The following is a 14,579-nucleotide window of genomic DNA, read 5'->3' as shown; positions in this document are numbered from 1 at the left end:
CGCCAACACGCCGGCACGAGCCCAGTCCCGCGAAATTCCATGCACCGGCGCACCGCGCCACGCATGAAAAAGGCCCGCATCGTGCGATGCAGGCCTGCTGCTTCCGATGGCCCGCGCTGTGCGCGCAGGCCCAGGTCCCTCAGCCCTTCAGTGTCGCCAGAGCGGCATTGAAGGTTGCGCTTGGACGCATTGCCGGGCCGGCCTTGGCCAGATCCGGGCGGTAGTAGCCGCCGATGTCCACGGCCTTGCCCTGCACGGCGACCAGCTCGTCGACGATCTTCTGCTCGTTGCCGGCCAGCGCCTCGGCCAGCGGGGCGAACTTCGCCTTCAGTGCGGCATAGTCATTCTGCGCTGCCAGGGCCTGCGCCCAGTACATGGCCAGGTAGAAATGGCTGCCGCGGTTGTCGATGGTGCCCAGCTTGCGGCCCGGCGAACGGTCGTTGTCCAGGAACTTGCCGTTGGCCTCGTCCAGCGCCTTGGCCAGTACCGCGGCGGCCGGGTTGTCGTAGCGCTGGGCCAGATGCTCCAGCGAGGCGGCCAGGGCCAGGAACTCGCCCAGCGAATCCCAGCGCAGGTAATCCTCTTCAACGAACTGCTGCACGTGCTTCGGGGCCGAACCACCGGCACCGGTCTCGAACAGGCCGCCACCGGCCATCAGCGGCACGATGGACAGCATCTTGGCGCTGGTGCCCAGCTCCAGGATCGGGAACAGGTCGGTGAGGTAGTCGCGCAGCACGTTGCCGGTCACCGAGATGGTATCCAGGCCCTTGCGGATGCGCTCCAGCGACAACGCCGTGGCGGCCACCGGGTCAAGGATGCGGATATCCAGCCCGCTGGTGTCGTGGTCCTTCAGGTACTGCTCGACCTTGGCGATGACCTGCGCATCGTGGGCACGGTTGGCGTCGAGCCAGAACACGGCCGGGGTATTGCTCAAGCGGGCGCGGGACACGGCCAGCTTCACCCAGTCCTGGATCGGCGCGTCCTTGGTCTGGCACATGCGCCAGATGTCGCCGGCTTCCACGGCGTGCTCGAACACCACCTTGCCGGCCTCGTCGGTGACCTTGACCACGCCATCGGCGGCGATCTGGAAGGTCTTGTCATGCGAGCCGTATTCCTCGGCCTTCTGCGCCATCAGACCGACGTTCGGCACCGAGCCCATAGTGGCCGGATCGAACGCGCCATGCGCCTTGCAGTCCTCGATCACGGCCTGGTACACACCGGCGTAGCAGCGGTCAGGGATCACCGCCTTGGTGTCCTGCAGCTTGCCTTCGGCGTTCCACATCTTGCCGGAGTCGCGGATCATCGCCGGCATCGAGGCGTCGACGATCACGTCCGACGGCACATGCAGGTTGGTGATGCCCTTGTCGGAGTTGACCATGGCCACGGCCGGACGCTTGGCGTACTCGGCAGCGATGTCGGCCTTGATCGCTTCCCGGGTGGCTTCAGGCAGCTGCGGCAGGCGCGCATACAGATCGCCGATGCCGTTGTTGGCATCAAAGCCCACTTCCTTCAATGCGGCGGCGTGCTTGGCCAGCACGTCCTTGTAGAACTCCTCAACCACGACACCGAACATGATCGGGTCGGACACCTTCATCATCGTCGCCTTCAGGTGCAGCGAGAACAGCACGCCCTGCGCCTTGGCATCGGCCACCTGCGCATCGATGAAGCTGGCCAGCGCGCGGCGCGACATCACCGCGGCGTCGACGATCTCACCGGCTTTCACCGCGGTCTTTTCCTTCAGCACGATGGTCTTGCCGTCGTTCTGGACCAGCTCGATCTTCAGGCTGCCGGCGCTGGCGATGGTGGCCGACTTCTCGCTGCCGTAGAAATCACCGCCGTCCATGTGCGCCACGTGCGATTTGGAATCGGCCGACCACACGCCCATGCGGTGCGGATGCTTGCGGGCATAGTTCTTCACCGACAGCGGCGCGCGGCGGTCGGAATTGCCTTCGCGCAGCACCGGATTGACCGCACTGCCCTTGACCTTGTCGTAGCGCGCCTGGATGTCGCGCGAGACCTCGTCGGTGGGCGCGTCCGGGTAGTTCGGCAGCACGTAGCCCTGGTCCTGCAGTTCCTTGATCGCGGCCTTTAGCTGCGGCACCGAGGCGGACACGTTCGGCAGCTTGATGATGTTGGCTTCCGGCTTCGTCGCCAGTGCGCCCAGTTCGGCCAGATCGTCGCCGATCTTCTGCTCGTCCTTCAGGAAATCCGGGAACTGCGACAGGATGCGGCCGGACAGGGAGATGTCACGGGTCTCGACGGTGATACCGGCAGTGGCGGTAAAGGCATCGACGATCGGCAGCAGCGACTGGGTCGCAAGGAAGGGCGCTTCGTCGGTGAGCGTGTAGATGATCTTCGGCGTATTCGACATGGGGGCAGGAACTCTCTTGCTGACGGAGGCAGAACGTGGATTGGCACAGGCGATGGAGGCAAGACGCAGGGATCGGCACAGAGGCCAGCCGCGATGTCACCTCGACGCGCACCAGGTGGAAAACACTCCGCATTGTCGCGGTTTAAGCCGGTCCCGGCAAAATTGCGCCATACGCGAAGGTAGGGCCTCGAACTCCCGGGGGCCGGCGCCTGCGCGCAGCCCTTGCGCCGTCTCGCCCGATGCCGCGGCACGGATTGCCGGTCACAATTGCAACCGTTGCGTCTGACTCGGGGACAGCACCGGCCACTGCGCAGCCACCGGGCCGTCCATAAAAAAGGGCGCGGCCCGTTGGCAGCGCCCATGCGATTCCACGACCGGGAGAGAGTCGGCGTGGAACGGCTTTCCTTACTTCACTTCGAATTGCTGTGGCATGCCAACCGGCTTGCCGTCGACCATGACTTCGGCGGTGTACTTGCCAGCCGGCCACGGGCTCGCCTTGCTGAATTCCAGATTGGTCGTGCCGGTATCGGTGGTGTTGAGCACGGCGCTCTGCTCACCGGCGACCTGGCCATCCTGGTACATAAGCTTGGCCGCCAGATTCACGTTGCTGGCGGTCCCGCTGGTCTTCACCGAGACGATGATCTTGTCGGTGGGGGCGAGCATCGCCATCGGCGCCACCGACATATCCGCCGCCGCGGTATTGCCCACGGTCACCGAGGTCACGCTGACCGCAGGTGCCGCCGGAGGCGGTGCCGGTTCGGCCATCGGCGCCGGCGCGGGAGCCGGTTCCGGCGTCATGACGGTTTCTTCTTTCTTCTTGCAACCGGCCAGTGCCGCAGCACCCACCACGGCAATCATCAGGACACTGCTCAGTGACGTCTTCTTCATCGGATCGGCTCCAGAAAAACCAGGGGAATAGACCACGGTAGAGCGCCGGATCAGCGCTGGGGCGGCGGGATCTTCAACACCTGCCCCGGGAAAATCTTGTCCGGGTCGTCCAGCACATCGCTGTTGGCTTCAAAGATCTGCTTCCAGGCATTGGCATCGCCCAGCAGGTTCCTGGCGATCCGGGAAAGGCTGTCGCCCTTCTGCACGGTGTACTGCTGTTCGCCAACGCGTTGTTCGGTGCTGCCCACCGTTCCAGTCACATCGGAGAAGTCGGCCCTGGGCGCGCTCTGCTCCGTACTGCTGACCGTGGCGGTGACTTCGGAAAAATCGGCCTTTTTCTCGGTACCCATCCAAGTCACTCCTTCGCAACTGGAGGCCACCATTGCACGCTGCCCGTTAAGGTTTCATCGTGCGGGTGTAAAAACCGGCGGTGCTGTCGGAGCGATTATTGACGGGCATCGCGGAACGCGTTTTCAGCGGACAGGCCGTCGCCGGCGGTGGTCCGCCGCGGGTTGATATCCAGGCCGCCGCGACGGGTGTAGCGCGCTTCGACGTGCAACGCCTGGGGAGCGCAGCGGTGCATCAGGCCGAGGAAGATGCGTTCCACACACTGTTCGTGGAATTCGGCATGGTCACGGTAGCTGACCAGATAACGCAGCAGCCCTTCGCGATCGATACGCGGACCACGGTAGCGGATGCTGAGGCTGGCCCAGTCCGGCTGGCCGGTCACCGGGCAATTGGACTTGAGCAGCGCCGAAGTGAGCGTCTCTTCGACAATGCACTCGGCATCGGCCAGCAGCAAAGACTCGTCCGGCGGGCCGTAGCGGTCGATGGCCACGTCCAGATGGTCGACACTTTGCCCCGGTGCTTCGGCAACCGGCGGCAGTCCGAACTCGACCCGCACATCGGCGCCGGCGCAGCTCGACAGATCGGTGGTGATGCGTTCACGCAGGGATTCGGCGCTGTTGAAGCGGGCGCTGTTGAGCGAGTTCAGATACAGCTTGAGCGATTTGGACTCGATCAGATTCGGCGAGGTGGCCGGCACCCACAGCGTGGCGGTGGCCACGCAGGGCTTGCCGCGCGCATCCAGCCAGCCCAGTTCATACACATGCCAGCGGTCTTCGCCGATAAACGGCAGGGCCCGGCCGTGCAGACCGATCTGGCAACGCGCGGCGGCACGCGGGATCGGGAACAGCAGGCTGGCGTCATACCGGGTGGGGTAGTCGACCTCGCGGCCGAGACTGGAATTTTCAGGGGTATTCATGGGCGGAATTGTAGGGGCCGGCGCTTGACCGGCCGCTATATGACGCCCCGGGCGCAGACCCAACGGGCTTCTCCGGCGCCGGCTCGAACGCAGCGCCCCCTGTCCCGGCGCGCCGCCAGCACAGCAAGGCACGCCGCGCGCTGCCGGATCAGCGACGGCCGGTGCCGCCGTGGAGGTAGTCCAGCGAGACCTGCAGCAATGCGCGCAGGCCCACGTCCAGCGCCTTCTCGTCGAGCAGGAACTTCGGCGAGTGGTTGCTGGGCGCGGTGGCCGGGTCGATGCCGGCACCGGTGGAACCGACGAAGAAGAACATCGCCGGCACCTGTTGGGCATACAGCGAGAAGTCCTCCGAGCCCATCTGCAGTGGCGGTTCATAGACGTTGTCCTTGCCCACCACCGCCTGCAGGCTAGGCAGCATGCGTGCGGTCAGTGCCGGGTCGTTGACCGTGGCCGGGTTGCCGTCGTTCTCATAGATCTCGGTGACGGCGGTGGCGCCGTGCGCGGCGGCGGTGTGTTCGGCGACATTGCGCAGGTCGGCGAAGATCTGCTTGCGCATGTCCGGATCGAAAGTGCGGATGGTGCCGACCATTTCCACCGAATCGGGAATGATGTTGTAGCGGATGCCGCCCTTGATCGCGCCGAAGGTGAGCACGGCCGGCTGCCTGGAGAGGTTGGCGCGGCGGCTGACGATGGTCTGCGCGGTGCCGATCAGATCGGAGGCGGCGACGATGGGGTCAATGCCGTTCCACGGTGCCGAACCATGCGTCTGGCGGCCATTGACGGTGATGCCGAAGCGGTCGGAGGCGGCCATCAGCGGGCCACCGCGCACCGCGATCTGGCCCGCCTGCACGCTGGAGAACACATGCAGGCCGAATACCGCCTCCGGCTTGAAGTCCTTGAACAGGCCCTCCTTCAGCATCAGATCGGCCCCACCCTGTTCGGGCGGCGGTGCGCCTTCCTCGGCCGGCTGGAAGATCAGCATCACTTCACCGGGCAGCGTGTCGCGCATCGCCACCAGCGCATCGGCCACACCGAGCAGGGTCGCGGTGTGGGCGTCATGGCCACAGGCGTGCATCACCCCGACCTGCTCGCCGCGGTACTCGGCGGTGGCCTTGGAGGCGAACGGCAGACCGGTCTGCTCGGTGACCGGCAACGCGTCCATATCGGCGCGCAGGGCGATCTTCGGGCCCGGCAGGCCGCCCTTGATGATGGCGACGACACCATGCACGGCCACCCCGGTCTTGGGGGTCAGGCCCATCGCCCGCAGGCGCTCGGCGACCTTGGCCGCGGTACGCACTTCGCGATTGGACAGTTCCGGATGGGCATGGAAGTCGCGCCGCCAATCCACCACCTGCCGCTGCAGCCGCGCGGCGGCAGCGGCCACTTCCGGACGCTGGGCGTCCTGGGCCTGCGCCACCAGCGGCGACAGGGCGCACAGCAGTGCGGACAGCAGTACGGTCTTGCGGGCCATCGACGCTTCCCCTTGCACAATCCTCGAAGACCGGAATGTAGGTCAAAAATCCCCTGCACACGAGCGTCAACCAAGCCCGCGCTGGAACGTTCACCCTATACGCAGGTCTGTACACGTAGCCCATCGGTCATGGGTCCACCCGCCGGTACGGACGTTATCCTCTCCGGCTTGCCCGCTGTCCTCCCCCACCGGTTCCTCAGGAGTTTTTGCATGTCGCGTTTCTGGAAGATCGTGCTGCTGGTCATTGCAGTGCTGCTGGTGGCCGGTATCGGCTACCGGATGATGGGAGGAGGCAAGCAGCCCGCCGCCGGGCAGGCGATGGGCATGCGCGGTGGCAACGGCGGTGGCCGCGACAGCGCACCGGTGCCGGTGACCGCGGTGACCGCCGAGCGCAAGGACGTGCCGGTGTATGTGACCGCGCAGGGCACGGTGAGCGCCTACAACACCGTCACCGTCAGCCCGCAGGTGGGCGGCGAGCTGCTGAGCGTCAACTTCCGCGAAGGCCAGCCGGTGAAAAAGGGCGAGCTGCTGGCGCAGATCGATCCGCGCACCTTCCAGGCCCAGTACGACCAGGCCCTGGCCAGCAAACGCCAGAACCAGGCCCTGCTGGCCACCGCGCAGTCCAACTACGAGCGTTCCAGCTCACCCGAGTACCGCCAGTTCGTCGCCCAGACCGACCTGACCACGCTGCGCAACCAGGTGGCCCAGTACCAGGCCGCGGTCGCCGCCGCGCAGGCCTCGGCCGACCAGGCCAAGGTGCAGCTGGACTACACCCGCATCACCTCGCCGATCAGCGGTGTCACCGGCATCCGCGCGGTGGATCCGGGCAACGTGGTCAGTGCCGGCAGCGCCATCGTCACCGTCACCCAGCTGCAGCCGGCCTATGTGCTGTTCAACCTGCCCGAGCAGCAGCTCGACGCGGTGCGCAGCGCGCAGGCCAACGGCCCGTTGTCGACCGCCACGCTCGATCGCGAGGGCAGCGCGGTGGTCAACGCCGACGGCACGTTGCAAGTGGTGGACAACCAGATCAGCGCCAGCAGCGGCACGTTCCGCCTGCGCGCCGAGTTCCCCAACGCCGATGGCACGCTATGGCCGGGCCAGTTCGTCAACGTGCGCATGCAGCTGGGCGAGCTGCCCGGCGCGGTGGTGGTGCCGGCCGAAGCCGTGCAGCGCAGCAGCACCGGTGATTTCGTCTATCTGATCAAGCCCGACAACACCGTCACCCTGCGCCCGGTCGTACAGGGTGGCCAGGTCGATGACAGCCACGTGGTGATCAGCGAGGGGCTGCAGCCCGGCGACAAGGTGGTGACCGAAGGCCAGTTCCGCCTGAAGGAAGGCAGCAAGGTCAACGCGCTGGCCCCGGGCCAGGCGCCGCCGGCGCCGACCGAGGAACAGCTCAAGGCCGCCAGCCAGAAGGGCGGCCGTGGTGGACGGGGTGGCCCGCCGCGCTGACGCGCCGGCCGCCACCCGCCCTCCCTCCCCCGCACCAGGAACCGACCGTGGGCTTTTCGACTATTTTCATCCGGCGCCCGATCGCCACCTCCCTGCTGATGATCGGGCTCATGCTGCTGGGCATCCTCGGCTACCAGCGCCTGCCGGTCGCCGCCCTGCCCGAGATCGAAGCACCCAGCCTGGTCGTCACCACCCAGTATCCGGGGGCCAGCGCGCAGACGATGGCCTCGCTGGTGACCACGCCGCTGGAGCGGCAGCTGGGACAGATTTCCGGGCTGGACATGATGACCTCCGACTCCTCGGCCGGGTTGTCCAGCATCGTGCTGCAGTTCTCGATGGAGCGCGACATCGACACCGCCGCGCAGGACGTTCAGGCGGCGATCCGCCAGGCCACCCTGCCCGGCTCGCTGCCCTACCAGCCGGTCTACAACCGGGTGAATCCGGCCGACGCGCCGATCCTCACCCTCAAGCTGGCCTCGGACACGCGCCCGCTGCGCGAGGTCAACGATCTGGCCGACTCGATCCTGGCCCAGCGCCTGTCGCAGATCGACGGCGTGGGGCTGGTGTCCATCGCCGGCAACGTGCGTCCGGCCGTGCGCATCCAGGCCAACCCGGCGCAACTGGCCAACATGGGCATGACCCTGGAAGACCTGCGCAGCGCGCTGACCCAGGCCAATGTCAACGCGCCCAAGGGCTCGCTCAACGGCAAGACGCAGAGCTACACGCTGTCCACCAACGACCAGCTCAGCGATGCGGCCGATTACAACGACATCATCATCCGCTACCAGAACGGTGCCCCGGTGCGTCTGCGCGACGTGGCCAAGGTGGTGGACGGGGTGGAGAACGACCAGATTGCCGCGTGGGCCGACGGCCAGCCGGCGGTGCTGCTGGAAGTACGGCGCCAGCCCGGCGCCAATATCGTCAAGACGGTGGAGAACATCCGCCAGATCCTGCCCAGCCTGCAGGCCATGCTGCCGGCCGATGTGACGCTGGATGTGTTCTCCGACCGCACCGTCACCATCCGCGCCTCGGTGCACGATGTGCAGTTCACCCTGATCCTGACCATCTGTCTGGTAGTGGCGGTGATCTTCGTGTTCCTGCGGCGGCTGTGGGCCACGGTGATCCCGTCGGTGGCGGTGCCGCTGTCGCTGCTGGGCACGTTCGGGGTGATGGCATTCGCCGGCATGTCGCTGGACAACCTCTCGCTGATGGCGCTGACCGTGGCCACCGGTTTCGTGGTCGACGATGCGATCGTGATGATCGAGAACATCGTGCGCTACATCGAGCAGGGCAAGGACGGCCAGGAAGCGGCGGAAGTCGGCTCACGGGAAATCGGCTTCACCGTGCTGTCGCTGACCGTGTCGCTGGTGGCGGTGTTCCTGCCGCTGATCCTGATGCCCGGCGTTACCGGCCGCCTGTTCCACGAGTTCGCCTGGGTGCTGACGATCGCCGTGTCGATCTCGATGCTGATCTCGCTGACGCTCACCCCGATGATGTGCGCCTACCTGCTCAAGCCCGACGCATTGCCCGAGGGCGATGACGCCCACGAACGGGCGGCGGCAAGCGGCAGGATCAACGCGTGGTCGCGGCTGGTGCATGCCTACGAGCGCAGCCTGGACTGGGTGCTGCGTCATCAGCCGCTGACCCTGACCATCGCGCTGGGCTCGGTGGTGTTGACCGTGTTGCTGTACATGGCCATCCCCAAGGGCCTGCTGCCCGACCAGGACACCGGCATGGTCACCGGGGTGGTGATCGCCGACCAGAACGTGGCCTTCGAGCAGATGCAGCAACGCACCCAGGCGGTGGCCGCGGCATTGCAGCAGGACAAAGCCGTCACCGGCGTGGCCGCCTATATCGGTGCCGGCACCATGAATCCCACGCTCAACCAGGGACAGCTGAGCATCGTGCTCAAGGACCGAGGTGATCGTGACGGGCTGGACGTGATCCTGCCGCGGCTGCAGGCCGCTGCCGCGCATATCCCCGGCGTGGCGCTGTACCTCAAGCCGGTGCAGGACGTGACCCTGGATACGCGCGTGGCCGCCACCGCCTACCAGTTCTCGCTCTCGGACATGGACAGCACCGAGCTGGCCGAACAGACCGCACGCGTCACCGACGCGCTGCGCCGGCTGCCGCAGCTGGCCGATGTCGACAACAACCTGGCCAACCACGGCCGCGCCCTGCACGTGCAGGTGGACCGCGACAAGGCCGCCCGCTACGGCGTGCCGATGCAGACCATCGACGACACCTTGTACGACGCCTATGGCCAGCGCCAGATCTCGACCATCTTCACCCAGCTCAACCAGTACCGCGTGGTGCTGGAAGTGGCACCGGAGTTCCGCACCAGCGATGCACTGATGAACCAGCTGGCGATCGGCAGCAACGGCAGCGGCGCGCTGACCGGCAGCAATGCCACCACCCTGGGCCAGGTCAGTTCGAGCAACTCCTCCACCGCCACCGGCATCGGCAACAGCAATACCGGCATCGCCCTGGGCGGCGGCGGCAGCATTCCGCTGTCGGCCATCGCCAGCGCCGTGCCCGGCACCGCGCCGCTGATCGTCAGCCACCAGCAGCAGCTGCCCTCGGCGACGATCGCGTTCAACCTGGCGCCGGGCTACTCGCTGTCCGAAGGCGTGGACGCGATCAACAAGGCGGTGGCCGGGCTGCAGCTGCCGCCGCAGATGCAGGCGCAATTCGTCGGCACCGCCGCGGAGTTCTCCAGCAGCCAGACCGACGTGGTGCTGTTGCTGCTGGCGGCCATCGCGGTGATCTACATCGTGCTGGGCGTGCTGTATGAAAGCTGGATCCACCCGCTGACGATCATCTCCACGCTGCCGCCGGCCGGCGTTGGCGCGCTGCTGGCGCTGTACCTGTGCGGCATGAGCCTGTCGGTGGACGGCATCGTCGGCATCATCCTGCTGATCGGCATCGTCAAGAAGAACGCGATCATGATGATCGACTTCGCGCTGGACGCGCAGCGCGCCGGCGCCAATGCCTACGACGCGATCCGCCGCGCCTGCCTGCTGCGTTTCCGCCCGATCATGATGACCACCGCCGCGGCCATGCTCGGCGCGCTGCCGCTGGCACTGGGCAGCGGCATCGGCTCGGAGCTGCGGCGGCCGCTGGGCGTGGCCATCGTCGGCGGTCTGCTGCTCTCGCAGCTGGTCACGCTGTACACCACGCCGGTGATCTACCTGTACTTCGAGCGCTTCTCCGAATGGGCCGCGCGCCGCCGCGAGCAGCGTGCCGCCGCGCGGCTGCAAGCAGCCCGGTAAGCACGGATGAACATTTCCGCGCCCTTCATCAAACGTCCGATCGGCATCACCCTGCTGGCGATCGGCCTGTTCTTCGCCGGGCTGGTCTGCTACCTGCGGCTGGGTGTGGCGGCGCTGCCGAACCTCACCATTCCGGTGATCTTCGTGCAGGCCTCCAACATCGGTGCCGATGCCGACACCATGGCCGCCACCGTGACCGCGCCGCTGGAACGGCATCTGGGCCAGGTACCGGGCATCGACACCATGCGCTCGTCCAGCAGCGACGGCCGCAGCATGGTGTTCCTGATGTTCAACACCAGCCGCGATATCGATTCGGCCGCACAGGACGTGCAGGCCGCGATCAACGCGGCGATGGCCGACCTGCCGGCCGGCATCAACACGCCCACCTACCAGAAGGCCAATCCCAACGACGATCCGGTGATCGCGCTGGCCCTGACCTCCGAAACACAGTCGGTGGCCGAGCTGTACAACCTGGCCGACTCGCTGCTGGCACAACGCCTGCGCCAGCTGCCCGGGGTGTCGCAGGTGGATATCGCCGGTGCCTCCACGCCGGCGGTACGGGTGGATCTGAACCTGCGCGCGATGAGCGCGCTGGGGCTGACTCCGGATGATCTGCGCAATGCGATGCGCGCGGCCAATGTGGCCTCGCCACTGGGTTTTTTGAGCGACGGCAGCAGCCAGACCGCGATCGTGCTCAATGACCAGATCCGCAAGGCCGCCGATTTCGCCAACACCGCCATCGCCACTCACGACGGTGCAGTGGTGCGGCTGAAGGATGTGGCCACCGTCTATGACGGCCAGCAGGACGCCTACCAGGCGGCCTGGGTCAACGGCAAACGCGGCGTGCTGATGTATGTGTACCTGCGCAGCGGCGCCAACCTGGTGGCGACCGTGGACCGGGTCAAAGCCGAGGTGCCGGCACTGTCCGGCTACCTCGATGCCGGCACCACGCTGACCCCGTTCTTCGATCGCACCCCGACCATCCGCGCGTCGCTGGCCGAAGTGCAGATCACCCTGATGATCAGCCTGGCGATGGTGATCCTGACCATGGCGCTGTTCCTGCGGCGGCTGGCGCCGACGCTGATCGCCGCGGTGACCGTGCCACTGTCGCTGGCCGGCGCCGCGCTGCTGATGACCACGCTGGGTTTCACCCTCAACAACCTGACCCTGCTGGCGCTGGTGATCGCCATTGGTTTTGTCGTCGACGATGCGATCGTGGTGATCGAGAACATCATGCGCCACCTCGACGAGGGCCTGCCGCGCGAGCAGGCGGCGATGTCCGGGGCGCGCGAAATCGGCTTCACTATCGTCTCGATTACCGCCTCACTGATCGCCGTGTTCCTGCCGATCATCTTCGCCCAGGGCATGATCGGCGCGTTCTTCCGCGAGTTCACCCTGACCCTGGTGGCGGCAATCGTGGTCTCGGCGCTGGTCTCGCTGACCCTGACCCCGGCGTTATGCGCACGCTTCCTGCAGCCGCATGCCGAGGGCGCGCGCGATACCCGCATCAACCGCCTGCTCGACCGCATGCATGACGGCATGCTGCGGACCTACACCGTGGCGCTGGACTTCTCGCTGCGCCATGCGTTGCTGCTGTCGCTGACGCCACTGTTGCTGATCGTGGCGACCTTCTACCTCGGCGGTGCGGTCAGCAAGGGACAGTTTCCCGAGCAGGACACCGGACTGATCTGGGGCCGCGCCAGTTCCGCCGCCACGGTCTCGTTCAATGAGATGAGCGAGCGCCAGCGCCGCCTGAGCGACATGCTGCTGGCCGATCCGGCGGTGAAGATGGTCGGCGCACGGCTGGGCTCCAGCCGCCAGGGCAGCAGCGCGCAGTTCAACATCGAACTGCTTACCGAGAAGGAGGGCCGGCAGGAGCCGACCAACGTGGTGGTGGCGCGGCTCAGCGCCAAGGCCGCGCAGTTCCCGGATCTGGATGTGCGCCTGCGCGCGATCCAGGACCTGCCGTCCGACGGCGGCGGTGGCGGCGGCTCGCAAGGCGCACAGAACCGCGTGACCCTGCAGGGCAACGACGCCGCGCAGCTGGCCGAGTGGCTGCCGAAACTGGTCGAGGTGCTCAAGCAGAATCCCAAGCTGCGCGATGTCGGTTCGGATGTCGACAAGGGCGGGCTGATGCAGAAGATCGTCATCGACCGCGAGAAAGCCTCGCGGCTCGGGGTGAGCATCGGCGCCATCGACGGCGCGCTGTATGGCGCGTTCGGCCAGCGCCAGATCTCCACCATCTATGCCGATCTGAACCAGTACGGCGTGGTGGTCAACGCGCTGCCCAGCCAGACCGGCAGTCCGGCGGCGATCGAGGATCTGTACGTGGCCTCCCGCAGCGGGCAGATGATTCCGCTGACCGCGCTGGCACATCAGGAGCCAGGCCTCGCACCGTCACAGGTCACCCACCAGAACCAGTACACGGTGATGGACCTGAGCTACAACCTGGCACCGGGCGTGAGCAGCGGCGAAGGCGATGCCATCGTCAAGGCGGCGATCGACGGCCTGCGCATGCCCGGTGACATCCGCCAGGCCGCGCGCGGCGGCTTCCGCCAGGCCATGGATCCGGCGGCGATGCTGATGCTGATCATCGCCGCCATCGCCACGGTCTACATCGTGCTGGGCATGCTCTACGAGAATCTGGTGCACCCGGTAACGATTCTTTCCACCCTGCCGGCGGCGGGTATGGGCGCACTGCTGGCGTTGTGGATCACCAGGACCGACCTGTCGGTGATTTCGATGATCGCGCTGGTGCTGCTGATCGGCATCGTCAAGAAGAACGCGATCATGATGATCGACTTCGCCCTGGTCGCGCAGCGCGAGCATGGCAAGGCGCCGGCCGAGGCGGTACGCGAGGCCTGTATCGTGCGCTTCCGGCCGATCATGATGACCACGATGGTGGCGATCCTGGCCGCATTGCCGCTGGCGATCGGCCTGGGCGAAGGCTCCGAGCTGCGGCGGCCGCTGGGCATCGCGATGATCGGCGGCCTGCTGATCTCGCAGAGCCTGACCTTGCTGAGCACGCCGGCGCTGTATGTGATCTTCTCCTGCCTGCAGCAGCATTGGCGCAGCTGGCGGGCACGGCGCAAGGCGCGCAGGCAACAGCGCATCGCCCGGGCCTGATCGTCTCCTGCACGCGTCTACGTTCCGCTGGAACGTAGAGGAAAAGCCTCTGCCGGGCGTTGCCCGGCACTACGCAGATCGCTGTCGCGACGCGTTGCCGTTGCTCCTGATCTTTGACCTCCGGGTCCCCATCACCAGCGATGGAGCCAGCGGGAAAGATCCGAAGGGCGACGTGCACGGGTTCGTGCGGGATCAGGCGAAACACGGCTCCGCCCCGCCGGATGGGCAACTGCCGCGCAACGGAGGGCCTGCACTCGACCGCGAAGCGGACAAACACGCCATATTTCGACGAGACCTGAATGTCTCGCCGAAAGATACTGCCGGCGGAACAGCCCGGAGTACCGCAGGCACGAAGCGCGCGGAGGCAGGGGCGAAAGCCCTGCACACGCTTCCTGCCTTCATGCATTGGTTCTTGCTCTGGCAGGTGACTTCCGCCAGGCACAGGGGGAACCAGAACAACAACATCGGCAGGATCAAAGGTTCTCGCTGCCATTTGTGGCGCGAATGGCTTCTTTCTTCTCGTGCGAAGAGTAGCAACCAGGACAGACACGGGCCGGGCCACGATCCATTGGGCCGCGCCCGGCGATCCGGCATGCCAAGGCGACGGCGCACAACTCGCTTCGCGCGGACACGCGTGCCTCTTCACCCCTGTCCCGCTGTGGTGCCTGGCTCGCGCTAAGCCCGGAGGAATAACAAGCAAGGCCAGAGCAGGAGCACGAGCAACAGCAGAACTTC

Annotated in this window: 8 protein-coding genes; 3 read left to right on the top strand and 5 right to left on the bottom strand. The window is 66.5% G+C overall.

What is annotated here, in order from left to right:
* Positions 1-139: 139 nt before the first annotated feature.
* The 5 genes from ACVOMC_RS05370 to ACVOMC_RS05350 all read right to left on the bottom strand — a co-directional run bounded on the left by ACVOMC_RS05370 (position 140) and on the right by ACVOMC_RS05350 (position 5,994).
* Positions 140-2,371 carry an NADP-dependent isocitrate dehydrogenase gene (locus ACVOMC_RS05370; RefSeq protein ID WP_481523117.1) on the bottom strand — a complete coding sequence of 744 codons (2,232 nt, stop codon included), beginning with the start codon at positions 2,369-2,371 and terminating at the stop codon, positions 140-142.
* A gap of 405 nt (positions 2,372-2,776) precedes the next feature.
* Positions 2,777-3,259, bottom strand: coding sequence for a hypothetical protein (locus tag ACVOMC_RS05365; protein ID WP_481523116.1), 483 nt, complete (start codon positions 3,257-3,259; stop codon positions 2,777-2,779).
* A 50-nt stretch (positions 3,260-3,309) separates the two neighbouring features.
* Positions 3,310-3,609, bottom strand: coding sequence for a LysM peptidoglycan-binding domain-containing protein (locus ACVOMC_RS05360; protein WP_481523115.1), 300 nt, complete (start codon positions 3,607-3,609; stop codon positions 3,310-3,312).
* A 95-nt stretch (positions 3,610-3,704) separates the two neighbouring features.
* Positions 3,705-4,523 carry an NADPH-dependent 7-cyano-7-deazaguanine reductase QueF gene (queF, locus tag ACVOMC_RS05355; RefSeq protein WP_481523114.1) on the bottom strand — a complete coding sequence of 273 codons (819 nt, stop codon included), beginning with the start codon at positions 4,521-4,523 and terminating at the stop codon, positions 3,705-3,707.
* A 148-nt stretch (positions 4,524-4,671) separates the two neighbouring features.
* A complete protein-coding gene (locus tag ACVOMC_RS05350; protein ID WP_481523113.1) occupies positions 4,672-5,994 on the bottom strand; it encodes an amidohydrolase in 1,323 nt (440 codons plus the stop codon).
* A gap of 210 nt (positions 5,995-6,204) precedes the next feature.
* On the opposite strand from ACVOMC_RS05350, the gene ACVOMC_RS05345 reads away from it, so the two are divergent.
* The 3 genes from ACVOMC_RS05345 to ACVOMC_RS05335 are packed head-to-tail and all read left to right on the top strand — an operon-like array spanning position 6,205 to position 13,844.
* Positions 6,205-7,446, top strand: coding sequence for an efflux RND transporter periplasmic adaptor subunit (locus ACVOMC_RS05345; protein ID WP_481523112.1), 1,242 nt, complete (start codon positions 6,205-6,207; stop codon positions 7,444-7,446).
* 47 nt (positions 7,447-7,493) lie between these two features.
* Positions 7,494-10,718, top strand: a complete 3,225-nt coding sequence (locus ACVOMC_RS05340; protein ID WP_481523111.1) for an efflux RND transporter permease subunit — start codon at positions 7,494-7,496, stop codon at positions 10,716-10,718.
* 6 nt (positions 10,719-10,724) lie between these two features.
* On the top strand, positions 10,725-13,844 hold the full coding sequence (locus ACVOMC_RS05335) for an efflux RND transporter permease subunit (protein WP_481523110.1): 3,120 nt from the start codon (positions 10,725-10,727) through the stop codon (positions 13,842-13,844).
* The last annotated feature ends 735 nt before the right edge of the window (positions 13,845-14,579 follow it).

The organism is Stenotrophomonas sp. STEN014 (assembly GCF_056760315.1).
This window is presented reverse-complemented; position numbering and strand designations above follow the sequence as displayed.